20 protein-coding genes are annotated in these 17,205 nt (G+C 52.8%); 5 read left to right on the top strand and 15 right to left on the bottom strand.

The genetic code is table 11. The features are described 5' to 3' along the window. Positions 1 to 9 precede the first annotated feature (9 nt). Both H9X84_RS03090 and H9X84_RS03085 read right to left on the bottom strand, forming a co-directional pair. Positions 10 to 1,140 (bottom strand): ribonuclease HII, encoded by a 1,131-nt coding sequence (locus H9X84_RS03090; RefSeq protein WP_205132870.1) that lies wholly within the window; start codon positions 1,138 to 1,140, stop codon positions 10 to 12. Between the two features lie 87 nt (positions 1,141 to 1,227). Next, entirely contained in the window at positions 1,228 to 1,494 is a 267-nt protein-coding gene (locus tag H9X84_RS03085; RefSeq protein WP_205132869.1) for a helix-turn-helix domain-containing protein, read from the bottom strand. A 107-nt stretch (positions 1,495 to 1,601) separates the two neighbouring features. On the opposite strand from H9X84_RS03085, the gene H9X84_RS03080 reads away from it, so the two are divergent. Beyond that, entirely contained in the window at positions 1,602 to 2,150 is a 549-nt protein-coding gene (locus H9X84_RS03080; protein WP_205132868.1) for an OB-fold protein, read from the top strand. 73 nt (positions 2,151 to 2,223) lie between these two features. Here the strand turns inward: H9X84_RS03080 and H9X84_RS03075 are convergent, their stop codons facing one another. The 9 genes from H9X84_RS03075 to H9X84_RS03035 form a co-directional block, all read right to left on the bottom strand. Beyond that, complete coding sequence (locus H9X84_RS03075; protein ID WP_205132867.1) at positions 2,224 to 3,906, bottom strand: ribonuclease J; 1,683 nt, start codon at positions 3,904 to 3,906, stop codon at positions 2,224 to 2,226. 277 nt (positions 3,907 to 4,183) lie between these two features. Beyond that, positions 4,184 to 4,492 (bottom strand): DUF1292 domain-containing protein, encoded by a 309-nt coding sequence (locus H9X84_RS03070; protein WP_205132866.1) that lies wholly within the window; start codon positions 4,490 to 4,492, stop codon positions 4,184 to 4,186. A gap of 16 nt (positions 4,493 to 4,508) precedes the next feature. After that, complete coding sequence (ruvX, locus tag H9X84_RS03065) at positions 4,509 to 4,937, bottom strand: Holliday junction resolvase RuvX (RefSeq protein WP_205132865.1); 429 nt, start codon at positions 4,935 to 4,937, stop codon at positions 4,509 to 4,511. A 16-nt stretch (positions 4,938 to 4,953) separates the two neighbouring features. After that, on the bottom strand, positions 4,954 to 5,217 hold the full coding sequence (locus tag H9X84_RS03060; protein ID WP_205133046.1) for an IreB family regulatory phosphoprotein: 264 nt from the start codon (positions 5,215 to 5,217) through the stop codon (positions 4,954 to 4,956). A gap of 115 nt (positions 5,218 to 5,332) precedes the next feature. Continuing rightward, on the bottom strand, positions 5,333 to 6,634 hold the full coding sequence (mtaB, locus tag H9X84_RS03055; protein WP_205132864.1) for a tRNA (N(6)-L-threonylcarbamoyladenosine(37)-C(2))-methylthiotransferase MtaB: 1,302 nt from the start codon (positions 6,632 to 6,634) through the stop codon (positions 5,333 to 5,335). 13 nt (positions 6,635 to 6,647) lie between these two features. Then, entirely contained in the window at positions 6,648 to 7,439 is a 792-nt protein-coding gene (locus tag H9X84_RS03050; RefSeq protein WP_205132863.1) for an HAD family hydrolase, read from the bottom strand. Then, positions 7,432 to 8,010, bottom strand: a complete 579-nt coding sequence (locus tag H9X84_RS03045) for a hypothetical protein (RefSeq protein ID WP_205132862.1) — start codon at positions 8,008 to 8,010, stop codon at positions 7,432 to 7,434. Before H9X84_RS03045 ends, H9X84_RS03050 begins: the two co-directional genes overlap by 8 nt. Before the next feature lie 159 nt (positions 8,011 to 8,169). Beyond that, positions 8,170 to 8,637 carry a hypothetical protein gene (locus tag H9X84_RS03040; protein ID WP_205132861.1) on the bottom strand — a complete coding sequence of 156 codons (468 nt, stop codon included), beginning with the start codon at positions 8,635 to 8,637 and terminating at the stop codon, positions 8,170 to 8,172. Between the two features lie 237 nt (positions 8,638 to 8,874). Then, the gene (locus H9X84_RS03035) at positions 8,875 to 9,579 is read right to left on the bottom strand and encodes a 5'-methylthioadenosine/adenosylhomocysteine nucleosidase (protein WP_205132860.1); all 705 of its coding nucleotides are present in this window, start codon (positions 9,577 to 9,579) and stop codon (positions 8,875 to 8,877) included. 254 nt (positions 9,580 to 9,833) lie between these two features. Here H9X84_RS03035 and H9X84_RS03030 point away from each other — a divergent pair, with 254 nt between their 5' ends. The 4 genes from H9X84_RS03030 (at position 9,834) to H9X84_RS03015 (ending at position 12,401) form a co-directional block, all read left to right on the top strand. Continuing rightward, the gene (locus H9X84_RS03030; protein ID WP_205132859.1) at positions 9,834 to 10,544 is read left to right on the top strand and encodes a gamma-glutamyl-gamma-aminobutyrate hydrolase family protein; all 711 of its coding nucleotides are present in this window, start codon (positions 9,834 to 9,836) and stop codon (positions 10,542 to 10,544) included. Further along, on the top strand, positions 10,541 to 11,440 hold the full coding sequence (locus H9X84_RS03025; RefSeq protein ID WP_205132858.1) for a mechanosensitive ion channel family protein: 900 nt from the start codon (positions 10,541 to 10,543) through the stop codon (positions 11,438 to 11,440). The genes H9X84_RS03030 and H9X84_RS03025 overlap by 4 nt, the downstream gene beginning before the upstream one ends. Before the next feature lie 3 nt (positions 11,441 to 11,443). Then, the gene (locus tag H9X84_RS03020; protein WP_205132857.1) at positions 11,444 to 11,641 is read left to right on the top strand and encodes a DUF951 domain-containing protein; all 198 of its coding nucleotides are present in this window, start codon (positions 11,444 to 11,446) and stop codon (positions 11,639 to 11,641) included. A 256-nt stretch (positions 11,642 to 11,897) separates the two neighbouring features. Then, complete coding sequence (locus H9X84_RS03015) at positions 11,898 to 12,401, top strand: hypothetical protein (protein ID WP_205132856.1); 504 nt, start codon at positions 11,898 to 11,900, stop codon at positions 12,399 to 12,401. A 104-nt stretch (positions 12,402 to 12,505) separates the two neighbouring features. On the opposite strand, the gene H9X84_RS03010 is transcribed toward H9X84_RS03015, so the two are convergent. The 4 genes from H9X84_RS03010 to H9X84_RS02995 all read right to left on the bottom strand — a co-directional run bounded on the left by H9X84_RS03010 (position 12,506) and on the right by H9X84_RS02995 (position 17,149). Continuing rightward, positions 12,506 to 14,653, bottom strand: a complete 2,148-nt coding sequence (locus tag H9X84_RS03010) for a heavy metal translocating P-type ATPase (protein ID WP_205132855.1) — start codon at positions 14,651 to 14,653, stop codon at positions 12,506 to 12,508. A gap of 82 nt (positions 14,654 to 14,735) precedes the next feature. Next, positions 14,736 to 15,074 (bottom strand): ArsR/SmtB family transcription factor, encoded by a 339-nt coding sequence (locus H9X84_RS03005; RefSeq protein ID WP_205132854.1) that lies wholly within the window; start codon positions 15,072 to 15,074, stop codon positions 14,736 to 14,738. A gap of 152 nt (positions 15,075 to 15,226) precedes the next feature. Next, entirely contained in the window at positions 15,227 to 16,150 is a 924-nt protein-coding gene (locus tag H9X84_RS03000) for an alpha/beta fold hydrolase (RefSeq protein ID WP_205132853.1), read from the bottom strand. A gap of 159 nt (positions 16,151 to 16,309) precedes the next feature. Then, a complete protein-coding gene (locus H9X84_RS02995; protein WP_205132852.1) occupies positions 16,310 to 17,149 on the bottom strand; it encodes a DegV family protein in 840 nt (279 codons plus the stop codon). Positions 17,150 to 17,205: the final 56 nt, after the last annotated feature.

The following is a 17,205-nucleotide window of genomic DNA, read 5'->3' as shown; positions in this document are numbered from 1 at the left end:
TCCGTCCTCCTATTCCGCCGTAAAAGCGTTTTCTATATATCGAAAATATTTCTTTCCATCCTCTTCCAGAACCTCCGCCACATCAAAGCGGCAGTCCCGTTCCGTGATTTCTTTCTCCGCCAGATATTCCTCCGCCGTCCGGATGATCCGCTCCCGCTTGCGCCGGTCTACGGCCTCCCCCGGCAGCCCCTGTTCCCGGCCTTTTCTCGCCTTTACCTCCGTAAAGACCAGCAGGCCTTCCTTCTGGGCGATAATATCGATTTCTCCCCGGCTCCCCCGGTAATTCTGCGCCAGAATCTCGTAGCCCTGCCGTTTCATTTCCCGGACGGCCAGCGCCTCACCGATATTCCCCGCCGTTTTGTTCTCCTCCGGCCGCCCCTGCATCAGATTTTTCACAAAACTGCGCCGGTGGATGGGGCAAAGCCCCTGTCTGGCAATACCTGCCAGATGCTTCTGGGAACCATAGCCTTTGTTGGAGGCAAAATCATAGCCGGGATACAGTTCCTCCATAGCCTCCATCATGGCATCTCTTGTAACCTTCGCCACAATGCTGGCGGCGCCGATGGAAGCGCTTTTGGCATCCCCCTTGATGATGCCCTTCTGGGGGATCTCTATGCCGGGGATAGTGACGGCATCGGCCAGAATAAACTCCGGCTGTACCTCCAGCTTGGAAATGGCCTGCCGCATGGCCTCATAAGTGGCCTGCAAAATATTGATCTCGTCGATGCGCTCATGGGAAACAACGCCCACGGCCCAGGCCACCGCTTCTTTTTTGATGACAGCGCAGAGTTCCTCCCGCTTTTTCGCCGTCAGCTTTTTGGAATCGTTGATGCCGGGGATCTTATGATTTGGGGGCAGAATCACCGCCGCTGCCACCACCGGTCCCGCCAGCGGCCCGCGGCCTACCTCGTCAATGCCCGCCACCAGTGTCATTCCCTGCCCATAGCATTCCCGCTCGTAGGTCAGGATCTCCTCCAGCCGCTCCAATTCCGAAAGATATGCCTCGTATTTTTTTTGAAACTGTTTTACCAGATTCTGCACGCCTTTTCTCTGATCCCCCTCCAAGATGGACAAGGCCTCCGGCAGCCCCTCCGGGGGGCAGGCGGCCAGCGTTTCTTTGATCTCGCCAATGGACTGCATCCTTCTCGCTCCTTTTGAAAACGCCCCAACTGTCAGGCAATCGGGGCGGTACTGTTTTCTATTCCACGGATGATATTTTACTATATATTACGCCTTGGCGCAATCCTCTTCGGAATCCTCCCGAAACAAATCCTCCATAGGCACCTCCAGTACCCTGGCGATCTTGTACAGCTCATAATCGGCGATGAACCGCTCCCCCTTCTCCATGCGGCAGATGGAATACCGGTCGATCACAATGCCCTCCAGCTGCAGCATTTGGGACAGTTTTGCCTGGGATAGCTTCTTTTCTCCGCGAATACGTCGGATATTCTCTCCGCAGATATTTTTCTTTCCTTCGTACTCATATATTTTCATGCCAAGCGGTCCTCCCATCATTTTTAGCTTGACATTACCACGGTCTATCTATTATTATGTTGCTAAAGATGCAACATATTATTAAATTCACATAAGGAGAGGATACTATGCCAAACAATGAAAACCAAACAAAACACTGTAAGTATTGTCAGTCGGAGATACCGGCGGCGGCTTCCGTCTGCTCCCAATGCGGCAGGAAGCAGAAAGGGAAGCTGAAATGGATTCTGATTGTAATTTTTGTGCTGATTTTTCTGGGCGCTTTGGGCAGTGCCATGGGAGATTCCGGCCAGACATCAACGCCTGCTTCTGACTCCGGCACAGAAACAAAGGCAGAAACTGTGGAGATTCTGGACGTTTCCCCGGCAGAACTGCTGGATGCCTACGAAACCAACGAGGTAAAGGCGGATGCCCTCTATGACGGCAAAACACTGCGTCTGAGCGGCACCGTGGAATCCATCGGCAAAGATATATTGGATGACATATACATCACCTTTGCCGGAGAGGAATTTTCCATTACCTCTGTGCAGTGCTACTTCTCCGATGACGCTCAGATTCAGCAGGTCATGGAACTGCAGGAAGGCGACAGCGTTACCGTAGTAGGCGTATGTGACGGGTATTTCATGAATGTCTGCGTCAACAACTGTGTATTTGAATAAATGCTTTCATACAAAAAGGGTATCCTCTGGTCATCATCATGACACAGGGGATACCCTTCTTTTCAGTCCCTGTTTACACTTCCATAATAATCGGCAGAATCATAGGACTTCTCTTTGTTTTCTGCCAGATATAGTTCTTCAGTGTATCTTTAATCAGCGATTTGATATAGTTCCAGCTGGTGATATTCTTTTCCTCACATTCCATCAATGCTTTCAGCACCACTTCCTTGGCGCCGTCCATGAGGCTTTCGGACTCACGCACATAAACGAAGCCGCGGGAAATAATATCGGGGCCGGCCATAATCAGGCCGTTTTCCGCGTCCATGGAAACCACCACGACCATCAGGCCGTCCTGAGACAGATGCTTTCTGTCCCGCAGAACGATATTGCCCACGTCGCCGACGCCCAGACCGTCTACCATCACCTGACCGGCAGGGACAGTGCCCGTAACCTTCGCGTCGTTTTTGGACAGTTCCAGCACCTCGCCCAGCTTCATAACAAAAATATCTTTCTTGTCCATGCCCATGCTGATGGCCAAATCTCTGTGACAGGACAGGTGCATATATTCCCCGTGGACGGGCATGAAGAATTTGGGCTTCGTCAGCGCCAACATCAGCTTCAGCTCTTCCTGGCGGGCATGGCCGGATACATGGATATCCTCAATGCCGCCATATACCACATCGGCGCCCTTTTTCAGCAGTTCGTTGACTACCCGGGTAATATTCTTCTCGTTGCCGGGAATAGCGGAAGCACTGATGATGATTTTGTCATCAGGCTTCACGGAAACCTGTTTATGCTCGTTCATGGCGATTCGGGACAGGGCCGACATGGTCTCGCCCTGGCTGCCGGTGGTAATGATGACCAGCTGCTCGTCCCGGTAATTTTTGATTTCTGTGATCTCAATGAGCGTTCTGGGGGGAATCCACAGATAATCCAGCTCCGAAGCCGTCTTTACGGCGTTGAGCATGCTTCTGCCGATGATGGCTACCTTTCTGCCATACATATAAGCGGCGTTGATGATCTGCTGGATACGATGGATATTGGAGGAAAATGTGGCTACCATAATGCGGTTTCTGGGGGTATCCTCAAAAATACGCTCAAATACCTTTCCTACATTCTTTTCCGACATGGTAAAGCCCTTGCGCTCCGCGTTGGTGCTGTCGCTCATCAGCAGCAGGACGCCCTCACTGCCCAGCTGGGCAAAACGCTGCAGGTCAATGATCTCCCCGTCGATAGGGGTATAGTCCACCTTAAAGTCCCCGGTATGGATAACCACACCCACAGGGGTATGGATGGCCAGTGCCACAGAATCGGCAATGGAATGGTTGGTATGGATGAATTCCACCACCATTTCCCCCAGCTTCACCTTTTCCCCGGGCACTACGGTGTGCCGTCTGGTGGAATCCAGCATTTTATGCTCCCGGAGCTTATTCTCCAAAAGCCCCAGTGTCAGCAGCGTGCCAAACACTGGCACATTCAGCTGTTTTAATACATAAGGCAGGGACCCGATGTGGTCCTCGTGGCCGTGGGTCAGCACGATGCCTCTGATTTTGTCCGCGTTTTTTGTCAAATATGTGATATCCGGGATGACCAGGTCGATCCCCAGCATATCGTCCTCGGGGAACGCCAGACCGCAGTCAATGATGACAATATCGTTTCCGTACTCCAATACGGTCATGTTCTTCCCGATTTCTTCCAGTCCGCCCAAAGGAATGACTTTCAGCTTCGTTTTGGGCTTCGATCTTCTATTTGCCAAAAAACTCACCTCCTTTTTTTCTCTTCTTCTGTTGTCATATTTTTATAGTATGCCGTAAAAAAGTCTGAAATAAACACAAAAACAAAGCCCCTGCAAAAACAGGAGGGAACCAGAAAAAGAGCAGCCGCTTCTCCATTGGAAAAAAACGCGTCACAATCCGTACGGCGCGTTTTCCTCCCGCAAAAAAGCTCTGCCTTTCCCCTTATTTCATTATGCTCACTTTTTTCCGCACATATGGGTAAAGGGCCGGCCTTTGGCCGTCCCTGACCATTCCAGTTTATTCCTCCGTAAAGGATACCTCGTAATCCTCGCCTTTCTGGGCGAAAAGATCCGCTACACGGTCGAGTTCCGCCGTGTCTTCTACCAGTTCATAGGTAATGTCCTGGGCATGGATAGCGACTTCCTTTAAAATCAGCGCTTCGCTCTCGTCGTCGTCCATACGCTCTGTCTCCACCACCAGCAGATACCGGTCTGTACCGCTGGTTACATTGTCAATAATGGAAAATTCCACTTCTGTTCCGTCCTCGTCGGTCATAACCACCGTCTCAAACTCCAGTTCATCTGCTTCCTGAAAAATATCGCTCATATGTTTTTCTCCTATATTATCCGCGGCTTTTGCTGTCCAGATATCCCTGCAGGATATGGACCGCCGCCATTTTATCAATGACGCTCTTTCTTTTGTCATGGCTCAGATCCGCCAGACGCAGGGCGCGCTCCGCCGCAATGGTGCTGAAGCGCTCATCCCAGAGCACCAGAGGGATCTTGGGGAACCGTCCCCGCAGACGCTGGGCAAAGGCCTGTGTCTTCTCACAGCGTTCTCCCTCCGTATTATCCAGATTTTTAGGGTAGCCCAGCACAATCTCTTCTACCTGATATTCCTCTATGATCTCCGCCAGACGCCGCATGGGCTTTTTAATCTCCTGGGGCGTTTCCCTGCGGATGATCTCCACCCCCTGGGCCGTCCAGCCCAAAGGATCACTGATGGCTACGCCAATGGTCTTGTCTCCGAAATCCAGTCCTAATATACGCAAAAATCGTTCCTCTTTCTTACTCGTTTCTGTCCAGATAATCCTTTACCAGTTCTTCCAGCAGCTCGTCTCGTTCCAGCTTGCGGATCATGGCTCTGGCGTTCAGATAGCTTGTGATATAAGTAGGGTCGCCGGAGAGGATATAGCCCACGATCTGATTGACCGGGTTATAGCCTTTTTCCCGCAAAGCCGTGCTGACAGAGATCAGGATGCGCTTTGCCTCATTTTCCGGTTCTTTGCCCGTTCTGCCGAAATATTGTGTTTCATTGATGTTGTTGTTCATTGTGATCACTCTCCGTTCCACAGCCTGCCGCTGCCCGCCAATACTTTCTTCCATGATAATATATTCCGGGAATGATTGCAACCGTCGAATCCTTACAGAATTGTTACAAAAGCCGTCAGGATTCCGTCACTTCGCCCAAAGCCATCTCCCCTTCCCAGGAAAGGATTCGTACCGGCAGGATCACATTGGAAAGATCCTGTCCGCTTTTGGCGTGTACTTTCATATAGTTGGTGGTATGGCCCTCATAAACGCCGTCTTCCACAGCCCGCTCAAAAAGCACCGGCATTACCTTGCCCACATGGGCCTGCAAAAAGCGTTCCGCCAGTTTCTCCCCTACCGCGATGAGGGCATGGCTGCGTTCCTGCTTCACGCTGTTTGGAAGCTGGTCCTTCCGCTCCGCCGCCGGGGTGCCCCGTTTGGGGGAATAAGGGAATACATGGATTTTGGAAAATCCCATTTCTCTGGCAAAATCGGCGCTCTGCCGGAAATCTTCTTCTGTTTCCCCGGGGAAGCCCACAATAATATCCGTCGTCACCGCCACATCCGGCAGGTATTTTTTCAGTAATGCCACTGCCTGACGGTATTTGGCCGTATCGTATTTCCGGTTCATTTCCTTTAATGTTTTGTCACAGCCGCTCTGCAAAGACAGATGGAAATGGTCGCAGACCTTAGGCAGCTCCGCCATGGCCGCCGCGAATTCCTCCGTTACCACATTGGGCTCAATGGAGCTGAAACGAATCCGGTCGATGCCTTCCACCCCATGGACCTGCCGGATAATGTCCAGCAGACTGGTGGTTTTCAGATCCTTGCCGTAGCTGGCCACATGGATGCCCGCCAGTACCACCTCCCGGAAACCATTCTCCGCCAGACGCCGTACCTCCGCCAGCACATCCTCCGGCGCGCGGCTGCGGATCGGGCCTCTGGCATAGGGGATGATGCAGTAAGAACAGAACTGACTGCACCCATCCTGTATTTTCAGATAGGCTCTGGTGCGATTGGCCAGCTTTTTGATCTCCAGCGGCTCAAACACCCGCTCATGCATAATGTCTGTCACATAGCTGCATACGCCTTCTTCCGGCTGGTACTGCTCTACCAGCTCCACGATTTTACCCTTGTCCTTGGTACCGATGACCAGATTTACCCCCTCCACGGCCTTCATTTCCTCCGGCGCTGTCTGGGCGTAACATCCCACTACCGCCACCACGGCCTGTGGATTCTGCCGCTTTACCTTGCGGATCAGCTGACGGGACTTCTTATCTCCGAAATTGGTAACGGTGCAGGTATTGATGACGTAAATATCCGCCGTATCCTCCACAGAAACCACCTCATAGCCTTTTTCCGCGAACAGTTCCGCGATGGCTTCGCTTTCATATTGATTTACCTTGCATCCCAAGGCATAACTCGCGATTCTCTTCATAATCCTTCTCCTCTTACAGCGCCAGCAGTTCCCGAATCACCTTCACTACGGCGCCGTCATTATTGCTGCCCGCCACAAAGCGGGCCTGCCGCCGCACCTGAGGTACAGCGTTTTCCATGGCATAGCTGTATGCCGCCTGAGAGAACATCTCCACATCATTGAACTGATCCCCAAAGACCACCGTTTCCTCCGGCGTGATGTTCCACATCTTCTGCAGTTGGGCCACAGCGGCCCCTTTATGGACGCCCTTCAGTCCCGTATCCAGACAGCCGTCACCGGAAACCACCAGCGTTACATCCTCCGGCAGCATCGGCGCCAGCTTTTGATAGCAGGCCTCCGCCCCTACGCCGCTGTACTCGATGAGGGAAACCTTCGTCACATCCTTCGTGATGCCGTACAGACTGTCCACCAGACGCATCTCATAATGGAATTTGGGCGCCGCCAACAGCTCGTACATCTCCCGACTGCTGGTATAGGCACAGTATTTGGCGCACAGCAGCGGCTCTACCTCCGGCATGGCCGCCACAGCGTCCAGACAACAGTTCAGCTGTTTTTCATTCATACCCCGAAAATAGAGCTCCCTGCCGTCCTCCACGATAAAAGCGCCGTTTTCGGCAATGACCGCCACATCCCGGATGTGTTCCGCAAAGTCCTGCTTCAGGCTGGGGTACTGTCTGCCGCTTGCCACCACAAAACGGATTCCCCTCTCCTTCAGCCGGGGCAGAAGGTCATAAAAACCCGGCGCTATCTTTTTTTCGTCATTCAATAACGTACCGTCCATATCGGACACGATCAGCTTAATCATCTTCCATCCTCTGTGTAATCATATCGTTGATGCGGAAAAACAGCGGCAATATCTGCAAAGCCGTTTCCACATCCTTGCCGGAGAGCCACACCAGATGGCCCCGCAGCATCTCCCATTTCTTTCCTTTCGGCACGGGCAGCGCGCAGATCTCTTCCATCTCGTCCAGCCGTTCCATGATCTCTTCTTTCTCCAGCGGCATCATCCGGCGCATCCCAAAAGCCAGCCGCACCGACGTAAAATTAGCCGTCAGGTCGATCTGGCGCTGTTCTTTCCGAATATAGTATTCCAGCAGGCCCTCATTGGTATAGCCGTTTTCCCGAAAGCCCTCCAGCCGCTCCAGCAGCAGCCGGATATTGTGCCGGTAAATGGCCGCCGTGTCCGCCGAGGATTCCCGGTTCTGGATCACCCAGAGGTCCTCGTGGAACCCTTCTATTTTTTCATCATAGCGCGAAAGCAGTTCCCGAAACAGTTCCGCCATTTTTTCCTTGTCATAGGAATACTCCGTCCAAAGAGCCTGACTGCGTGCAATATCCTCATCTACCATTTGTCTGATTCCTTTTTCTTCGCACATACCGCCACCGCCCTTCCGAAAAAAAATATGATGCCATTATCAGTATAGCATGAAGCCGTGCGGGTTTCAACCGCCGAGACAGCAAAAAAAGGCGCGGACTCCCCCTTTTACGGGAAAACGCCGCGCCTTTGCTGCCTGTTTGCTTCTGTACGGAAGAACTCAGTTTTCTTCTTCCTCGTCGTCATCGTCAATGATAACGACCATACCGCCCATCCGTTTGTTCAGCTCTTTTCTGGTGATCTTGATGATATTGGGCACAACACCATCAGGCTGCTCGTCAATGAAGTAAGGACCTTCCTTGTCGCAGTCGTTTTCGTCCATCCAGCCGCTGAAGAAGGACATGATGGAGCGCATGATTTCCACACTGTGGCCCCAGTAATCCAGATCCAGAAAAATCAGACGTTTCTTCTCCCCGGTCTTGGAGAACTTGCGGCTCTTGTATACCATAGTGAACAGCCGTCTTTCCTCGCCCTTATAGGTAAAATATACTGCCATTTCGTTGCTTTCGCCGAATCTGTTCTCATAACGGTTTACCTTAGCTTCCGGATCGAAATACCGCAGAATAAAACGATAAATCTGTTCCAGTTCGATCTCTTTTGTAATGTAGCCATGTGTTTTTGCCGTCATAGCCTTTCATCCTCCCTGTGTATTGATATCCTATAGGTTGATCGCAGTATGTGAGCGGTTTTCCCGCCTTGAAAAAAAAGCGCATTTTCTTTTTTTCAATCCCCCGGCGAAACCTCCGTTCGCAGATATTATACCCCACCAGTATACACTTGACAATAGATTCACAAAAGAATTATGGAATTTTTATGTACTTCCATACAAACACATTCTTCTTTCCAGAAAACACAAACAGGTTCCTTATCCGTTCATATGCTCCAGCATTTTTTCCACCAACCGACTGCTGCGTTCCGCCGCCATGACACAGAATTCATCGAAGGACATGCCTGCTTCGTCTCCGGCGTCATCGGAAATGGCCCGGATAATCAAAAAAGGAATCCGGTTCAGATAGCAGGCGTGAGCAATGGCCGCCCCTTCCATTTCGGCACAGTCCCCCTGCACGGTTTTGCGGATTTTTTCCCGCTGTTGCCCGGAACTGATGAACTGGTCGCCGCTGGCTACTCTGCCTTTGAGGATGCGGCAGTCCAGACCGCATTCCTCCGCTGCTTTTTCCGCCAGCGCGATCATGGCCTCATCGGCCTTGAAATAGCTCTCCGCCATACGGGGAATCGTGCCTACCGTGTCCCCCAGCACACTGGTATCCATATCATGCTGTACGGCGTCTGTGGAGATCAGGATATCTCCCACCCGAAGCTCCGGGGAAAGACCGCCCGCCACACCGATATTGATGACATAGTCCACACCAAAGTGGTCGATCATAGCCTGGGTGCAAAGGGCGGCGTTGACCTTCCCAATGCCGCTTTTTACCAGAACAATGCTGTTTCCGGCGTATCTTCCGATATCATAGGATAACCCCAAAACACTTTTTGTGGTCACAATCTCCATTTTTTCTCTCAGAAACGCGATCTCTTCTTCCATCGCGCCAATAATGCCTATGGTCCTCATAGTTCTCAACTCCCGTTTCTCTGACGTATTTTTTCCCAGTCCCGCGGCACATCTGTCTGCCTCGCCGCGGCGGGTGCTGCCCACAGGGGCTTGTGATAAATTTAATTATACCACAGAAAAAGACACTTCCGCAAGTTTCCGCCGCCATCCTTCCGCCCTCCCGCGACAAAGGCCGTCCTTTTTTGCCGCCTTTCGTTGCCAAAACCGCCGCCCTTTTGTATACTGTAAGGGATAAGAAAAAAAGGAGCATACTTATGAACGAAAAACCTTTGATCGGCATTACGCCGGATTATTCCTATGAAAAACGCCGGTTCAAAATCAGCGAGGACTACACCTTTGCCGTCATACAGGCCGGCGGCATCCCCATCCTGCTCGTCCCCGGCGAAGCGTTCCCCGACTTTATCGACGGGCTGATCTTCAGCGGCGGCGGAGACATCAATCCGCTGCTCTTTGGAGAGGAGCCCATTTGGGAAAACGGAGAGATTTCCCCGCTGCGGGACGAATATGAACTGGCCCTGTGCAAAGAGGCTCTGAAGACGGATATCCCTATTCTTGGCATCTGCCGCGGCATGCAGATCATGAATATCGCCGCGGGCGGCGGCATCTATCAGGACATCGCCGCTCAGACCGGCACTACCTTAAAACACAGCCAGCAGGCGCCCCGGCCCTGCGGCACCCATTCCATCACACCCACAGAGGGCAGTCTTCTGGCCCGGCTGTGGCAGAAGGAAAAAATCATTGTCAATTCCGTCCATCATCAGGCCGTTTCCTTTTTGGGAGCAGGGATGACTGCCGCCGCCCAAAGCCCCGACGGACTGACAGAGGCCATAGAAGCGGCGGATAAGCCCTTTGTTCTGGGGGTGCAGTGGCACCCGGAGGCCATGAGGACAAAAGAGCAGGAAGCCCTCTTCGCTCATTTTGTACAGGCGGCTATGTGCTATCGTGAAAGGAGGCGTATGCCATGACCGAAACCACAGAACAGGCCCTCCAGCAGGCCGGAGAAACACTCCGCACCTCCTGGCTGCCTACCACGGAAAAACTGTTGGAAACCGCCACAGACATCGGCATTGTGCTTTTGAAGATCATTCTGACCTTTGTAATCTGCTGGTTTCTGATCCGTGTCATCAACCACGCCATGAAGAAATTCTTCGCGGCACAGACAAAAAAACAGCGTCTGGCCATGACCCAGCGCAAAGCCAAAACACTGAACTCCATTACTTCCAGTGTCGTAAAATATCTGATCTATTTTATCGGCATCTTTACCGTTCTGACTTTTCTCGGTGTGGATTCCAAATCCATGCTGGTGGTGGCCAGCGCCGGCTCCGTGGCCATCGGTCTGGGCGCCCAGAGCGTCGTTACCGATATGCTGGAAGGATTCTTCATCCTTTTTGAGGACCACTATGCCGTAGGGGATATCGTCACCATCCAGAATATCACCGGTACCGTGGAAAGCGTGACACTGCGTTCCACCAAACTGCGGGATGCGCAGGGCTGCGTTCATATCATTCCCAATGGTTCTCTGGGCACCGTCACCAATATGTGCCGGGAATTTATCAATGCCGTCGTCACCGTAGGCGTTTCCTATGACGCCAGCATCGACCACGTGCTGGAGGTCCTCCGGGACGAAATGGAACATACCAAAGATATGGCGGATATTCTGGAGACGCCCGTCATCGTAGGCATCACCGGTCTGGACGATTCCGCCGTTACCATCAAGATCGTGGCAAAATGCCGGGTCAAGACAAATATCGCCGTGGAAGCGGAGCTGCGCCGCCGGATCAAAAACCGGCTGGACGCCGAGGGCATCGAGATCCCTTATCCCCAGCGTACGCTCCATATCATCAACGAAAAGGAGGCTTGAGCCATGCAGTTTTCCGTCGGAGACGTCGTACAAATGAAAAAAGCCCATCCCTGCGGTTCCAACCAATGGGAAATCCTGCGCACAGGCATTGATTTTCGCATCAAGTGCTGCGGCTGCGGCCACATGGTCATGCTGCCCCGGGTAAAATTCGAAAAAAACGTGAAAAAAATCATTTCCCAGGCACAGCCGCCTCAGGAATAACAGAATACGATCCCTTCCCCAAAACAAAAACATCGCTGGAACCCTGACAGTACAGAGGATTCCGGCGATTTTTTTTTGCGTGGTTTTCTTTCTCCCAAAAGGTCTGTTTTTGATTTCATTTTTTCTTCATAAATTCTTCCATATTTTTCTGTTCCCGCAATTTTATATTAAAGAATTTTTAAATGATTTTTAGGAGAGCTGTAAAAATCATAAGCTATACTGTAAGGACCAAATATAAAGAGGTGACAACAGAAGGATGAAACAAATCAGATTCTCATTGATCTGCGGCGTGGTCTGTCTGGCATTGGCGGCCTGTGTCCACGGCGCCCAGGAGGAGACACCGTTGCCGCAGGGGGAGCCGGCAGCCTTTGAGACCTTACAGGTAGCGGGCCAGGATGTGATCTCGGTGAATTTTTCCATTTCACCCAGCGAAATCCCCTCCGACTTCCTGTACATTTCCGCCAAAAGGGAAACCGACGCGGATATTACGTTCAGCTTTACCAAAGACGCCGGAAACGCCGCCATCGGCTATTATACCGAAGGCAAAACCGATCCCGTAGAGGTGCCGCTGGATTCCGCCGCTGTGACGGAAGAAACGCAAAACCAGATCACCGTCTCTTTGAAAAAGGGACTCAATATCTTTTACATCACAGGCGATGGGGCCGCCTGCGATCTCCGCTGCCAGGTGGAGCCCTTCGATCCCGATGCCGTTACGTACAGCGGCAGCACCAGAGCGAACGAAGCAAACCAATCCTCTTGATGAAACAAAGGGGCTGTTTCATCAAAAAAATATGGCTGGAATTCCTGAACACCAGGAATTCCAGCCATCATTTTTTTCAGGAGGGATCTTCTCCCGATCTGTTTTTATTTTTTCCGCATGGCGTTCCAAATGGCGATCAGCGCCACGCCCACATCGGCAAATACCGCCATCCACATGGTCGCCAGTCCCACGGCGCTCAGCAGCAGTACCGCCGCCTTTACCGCCAAAGCGAATACAATATTCTGCAGGACGATACGTCGGGTATTTCTGGCGATCCGCAGTGCCACGGCAAGCTTGCCGATCTCATCCTCCATGAGCACCACATCCGCCGCCTCAATGGCGGCATCCGAGCCAATGGCCCCCATGGCAATGCCCACATCTGCCCCGGCCAGTACCGGCGCGTCATTGATGCCATCCCCCACAAAAGCCGTTTTCGCCGTACCTTCCAGCTCCAGAAAGCCTTCCATTGACGCCAGCTTATCCTGGGGCAGCAGTTCCGCCCGCACGTGGTCCATGCCCAGCTCTTTGCCTACGGCCTCCGCCGTTTCCCGCCGGTCTCCCGTCAGCATGACCATTTCCCGGATTCCCGCCTGACGCAGGCTTTTCAGCCCTTCGACGCATCCCGGACGAATCTGGTCGGCCACCACCAGACATCCCAGATATTTCCCGCCTTTGGCGGCATAGATGACGGAACCGGCCCCTTCATAGACAGGACAGTCGATGCCGGCCTCCGCCAGCAGACGGCGGTTCCCCAGAAGAACCTCTTCTCCCTCTGCCCGACAGGTGATGCCAAAGCCGCCTCGTTCCTTGATGTCGCTGAGGGCAGGCTGGGGCACCGTTCCCGCCTGATGGTATTTTTCCACCACGGCTCTGGCGATGGGGTGATTGGAGGAGCCTTCCGCGGCAGCCGCCAGCGCCAGCAATTCTTCCGCCTTCTCCGCCCGTATTTCCGTAACGGAAAATTTCCCTTCCGTCAGGGTGCCTGTCTTATCGAACACCACCCGTTCCACATGGCAAAGGGTATCCAGATCCCCGCCGCCTTTGACCAGAATCCCGTTTCTGGAAGCGGCGCCAATGCCGGCGAAATAAGTCAGGGGCACAGACAGCACCAAAGCGCAGGGACAGGAAACCACCAGAAAAATCAGCGCCCGGCCCAGCCACATGGAAAATTCCCCCATGCCCAGTACCGGCGGCAGTACCGCCAGAACCACCGCCAAAGCCACTACCACCGGCGTGTACACTCTGGCAAAACGGGTGATGAACCGCTCCGTTCTGGATTTTCTGGCGGCGGCGTTTTCCACCATTTCCAGTATCTTCATGACCATGGATTCCCCAAATTCCTTAGTGACTTCGATTTCCAAAAGGCCATCCTGATCGATGCAGCCGCTGAGGGCCATGTCTCCCTCCCGCAAAAACCGGGGCACCGATTCCCCCGTCAAAGCGGAGGTATCCGCCATGGCGGAGCCTTTTTTGATGATGCCGTCCAGTGGGATACGTTCCCCGGCCTTCACCAGAATCCTGTCCCCCACAGCTACCTGTTCCGGAGAAACCTGTCGGGGGCCTTCTTCCGTCAGCAGCCAAACCGTATCGGGCCGAATATCCAGCAGCGCCGTAATGGACTTTCTGGAACGGGCCACGGCATACGCCTGAAAAGCCTCGCCGATCTGATAAAAGAGCATGACAAAAACAGCCTCCGCCATTTCTCCGATCACCAATGCGCCTATCGTAGACAGGGACATGAGGAAATTCTCGTCAAAAATCTGACCTTTGGAAATATTCCGCAAGGCCCGCCACAGTACATCATAGCCAAAAACCACATAGGCCCCCAGAAACAGCAGCGTCTCTCCTTCTCCCTGCCAAAGCACCGCCGCCAGAAACAGCGCCAGCCCCAGAGAAAAGCGAAGCAGCTGTTTCTTTCCAAAGCCTTCCTCATGGCTGTGTGTATGGTCTTCCTCCTGCCCATGGGTGTGGCCGCAGCAGCCCTCATGACAATGTTCCTCATGGTCATGGGAATGACTGCCCGGCTCCGCCAGACTGACCTCCACATGGCTTTCGTATTTTTTTACGGTATCCCGGACCTTCTCAAAGACAGATTCCCGGGCCGCGCCCTCTGCCAGTGTCAGCCGCAGTTCCTGTTTCATCAGATTCAGGTGCACCTCCCTGGTTTCCTCCATTTTTTCCACAGCATCCTCGATCTTCCCGGCACAGTTGGCGCAAGTCAATCCCTTCAGCCGAATGGTCATTTCTTCCATATTCTCACCTCGTTCTCTTCCTCCGAAGCATATATGTGATTATATGCTTATTTATTCATATATTACCCAGAAAAATATCCGCTCATTCCTCATAACCCCGTTTATGGCAAATATGCGTAGTGCCCTGCTCCAGCACACTGCGCACATGATCGTCGTCCAAAGAGTAATACACGGTCTTGCCTTCCTTCCGGTATTTTACCAGAGCGTTCTGCCGCAGCACCCGCAGCTGATGGGATACCGCCGACTGGGTCATTTCCAGCGCGTCCGCCATTTCGCCTACGTTCATTTCTTCTTTCAGCAGCAGCCGCAGGATGCACAGCCGGGTAGGGTCGCCGAATACCTTGAAAAAATCCGCCAGATCCCTGACAAAATCCTGCATCAGTTCCTTCTCCATATCTACTTCGTCCTGCTGATGGTCCATATGCGTCCTCCTTTCCCAACTATTTGAATATATGCTTATCTGTTCATATATTAAAATGAATCTCCCCTTCTGTCAAGAGGAATATGCTGGAAAATCCGTAAATTTTCCGTAAAAAAGAGCGTTCCCGCACAAAACGAAAACGCTCTTCTCCCTTACAGATATTTGCAGATCCAGCTGTAAAGATCCTCGCAGACCTCCCGTTCCCGGCTCTCCTGCAAAAGCTCATGGCGCATCCCGGCGTAAAGCCGCAGGGAAACCTTCCGGCAGTCCGCCCGCAGAAGGGAACGTGCCACATGGCGCACACCCCGGCCATAGTCCCCCACAGGGTCATCCTTCCCTGACATCAGCAGCATGGGCAGGTTCTTTGGCACACGATAGGGCCATTCCTTAGCCGAAACCTGCTCCAGTACGGCGAAAAGATCACGATACCCGCCATAGGTAAACTCTCTGCCGCAGAGAGGGTCCATGATAAAATCGTTGACGGCGCCGTCCAATGTGGAAAGCCAGTCATGATTGGTGCGCTTGGGCCGGAATCTCCGGTTATAGGCACCAAAGGCCATCCTTCCCAGATCTTTGGCCGGAGTTTTGATGCCCATTTTTGCCCCCCGCATTTCCGCCAGCTTTTTGGCGGCCTTTACCACAGGAGAACCGCCGCTGGTGCCCAGGAATACGGCCATATCCAGCTCATCGCCGTACTCCGCCGCGAATTCCCTTGCCAACAGAGACCCCATACTGTGGCCAATGAGGATAAAGGGCAGACCCGGATGCTCCCTCTTTGCCCGTTCCATGAGGGTATGCATATCCGCCAGCAGATTTTTCCAGCCATCCTCCGGCCCAAAATAGCCGAAATCCGTTTCTTTTTTCACGGACCGGCCATGGCCCAGATGGTCGTTGCCATATACCACAAAGCCCCGTTCCGCCAGAAAAACGGCAAAACGGTCATATCGTCCCATATGCTCCTGCATCCCATGGACCAGCTGTACCACACCGATATAATCACTGTTTCTCTGCCAGATTCTGCCGAAAATCTCCTGTCCCTTCCAGGCAGAAGGATATGTGAATTCCGTTCGTATCATAATGCCACCATCCTTTCCCTCTTTTTCTAATAGATAGAATACGCCTTTGTCCGGACAAAGTCCTCTTTTTTTCCATTTGTTTTTCCGCCGGAAGGAAGGTCTGCCTCCTTATGACAACAGGGGCGCACCTTCCCTCCGAAGACCCGCCCCTGCCAGCAGTTACGCTTTTTTGATATAGGTGATGGCCACTACCCCCGGTCCCGCGTGGGTGCCGATGACAGAGCCGATCTCGCCGTACAGGACCGTTCTGCCCTCTGTCAGAGGCTGGCAGGCCTGCCGCAGCTGTTCATAGTTCTCCATAGACTGGGCATGTCCCAGCAGTACGGGATACTTGTCGTCAATGCCCTCTTCCTCCGTCATCTTCCGCAGGCTCTCGAACATTTTCTTTTTCCCTCTGGCCTTACCCAGCTGTACCACTTTTCCGCCTAAAATACCCACCAGCGGATGGATATTCAGCATAGTGCCCAGCGCCGCCGCCGTTCCGGAAAGTCTGCCGCCTTTTTTCAGATATTCCAGTGTTTCCACCGCCGCGTTGATCCGCACCCGGTCCGTCAGGCTTTCCATCTCCGCCGCGATTTCTTCGGCACTTCTGCCCTCCGCCGCTCTCTGGGCGGCGATTTCTACCAAAAGCCCCAGAGCCAGACAGGCCGTCCGGGAGTCCACAATATGAATTCTGTCACTTTCCAGCGTATTTTTAGCGATATTCGCCGATTGGGCCGTTCCGCTCAGCTCCGTGGAAATGAGCACACAAACCACATCCTCTCCCCGCTCCAGACACTGGGCAAACACCTCCTCAAAGGCGTGGGGCGTGGGCTGTGCCGTAGTGGGAATCTCCGCCGCCTTCCGCAGTTTTTCGTAAAACTCCGGATTGGTCATATCTACGCCATCACGATATTCTTCCTCTCCAAAATGCACCGTCAGCGGCACACAGAGAACGCCCAGCTCCGCCAGTCTTTCCTTTGTCAAATCACAGGTACTGTCTGTTACGATCCTTACCATATCTTCAGCCTCCTTCTATTTGGAAGTATTTCAAACCGTCTTAAAAAATCTTATAT

It is taken from the genome of Anaerotignum lactatifermentans, assembly GCF_016902535.1.
Lineage (GTDB): Bacteria > Bacillota > Clostridia > Lachnospirales > Anaerotignaceae > Anaerotignum > Anaerotignum lactatifermentans_A.
Note: the sequence above shows the minus strand (reverse complement) of the source record. Positions and strands in the feature narration are given on the sequence as shown.

Bases quoted from the DNA above. Each gene is read 5' to 3' on its own strand.
- H9X84_RS03090 (WP_205132870.1), bottom strand. From the start codon at position 1,140: ATGCAGTCCATTGGCGAGATCAAAGAAACGCTGGCCGCCTGCCCCCCG.
- H9X84_RS03085 (WP_205132869.1), bottom strand. From the start codon at position 1,494: ATGAAAATATATGAGTACGAAGGAAAGAAAAATATCTGCGGAGAGAAT.
- H9X84_RS03080 (WP_205132868.1), top strand. From the start codon at position 1,602: ATGCCAAACAATGAAAACCAAACAAAACACTGTAAGTATTGTCAGTCG.
- H9X84_RS03070 (WP_205132866.1), bottom strand. From the start codon at position 4,492: ATGAGCGATATTTTTCAGGAAGCAGATGAACTGGAGTTTGAGACGGTG.
- H9X84_RS03060 (WP_205133046.1), bottom strand. From the start codon at position 5,217: ATGAACAACAACATCAATGAAACACAATATTTCGGCAGAACGGGCAAA.
- mtaB (WP_205132864.1), bottom strand. From the start codon at position 6,634: ATGAAGAGAATCGCGAGTTATGCCTTGGGATGCAAGGTAAATCAATAT.
- H9X84_RS03050 (WP_205132863.1), bottom strand. From the start codon at position 7,439: ATGATTAAGCTGATCGTGTCCGATATGGACGGTACGTTATTGAATGAC.
- H9X84_RS03045 (WP_205132862.1), bottom strand. From the start codon at position 8,010: ATGTGCGAAGAAAAAGGAATCAGACAAATGGTAGATGAGGATATTGCA.
- H9X84_RS03040 (WP_205132861.1), bottom strand. From the start codon at position 8,637: ATGACGGCAAAAACACATGGCTACATTACAAAAGAGATCGAACTGGAA.
- H9X84_RS03035 (WP_205132860.1), bottom strand. From the start codon at position 9,579: ATGAGGACCATAGGCATTATTGGCGCGATGGAAGAAGAGATCGCGTTT.
- H9X84_RS03030 (WP_205132859.1), top strand. From the start codon at position 9,834: ATGAACGAAAAACCTTTGATCGGCATTACGCCGGATTATTCCTATGAA.
- H9X84_RS03025 (WP_205132858.1), top strand. From the start codon at position 10,541: ATGACCGAAACCACAGAACAGGCCCTCCAGCAGGCCGGAGAAACACTC.
- H9X84_RS03020 (WP_205132857.1), top strand. From the start codon at position 11,444: ATGCAGTTTTCCGTCGGAGACGTCGTACAAATGAAAAAAGCCCATCCC.
- H9X84_RS03015 (WP_205132856.1), top strand. From the start codon at position 11,898: ATGAAACAAATCAGATTCTCATTGATCTGCGGCGTGGTCTGTCTGGCA.
- H9X84_RS03010 (WP_205132855.1), bottom strand. From the start codon at position 14,653: ATGGAAGAAATGACCATTCGGCTGAAGGGATTGACTTGCGCCAACTGT.
- H9X84_RS03005 (WP_205132854.1), bottom strand. From the start codon at position 15,074: ATGGACCATCAGCAGGACGAAGTAGATATGGAGAAGGAACTGATGCAG.
- H9X84_RS03000 (WP_205132853.1), bottom strand. From the start codon at position 16,150: ATGATACGAACGGAATTCACATATCCTTCTGCCTGGAAGGGACAGGAG.
- H9X84_RS02995 (WP_205132852.1), bottom strand. From the start codon at position 17,149: ATGGTAAGGATCGTAACAGACAGTACCTGTGATTTGACAAAGGAAAGA.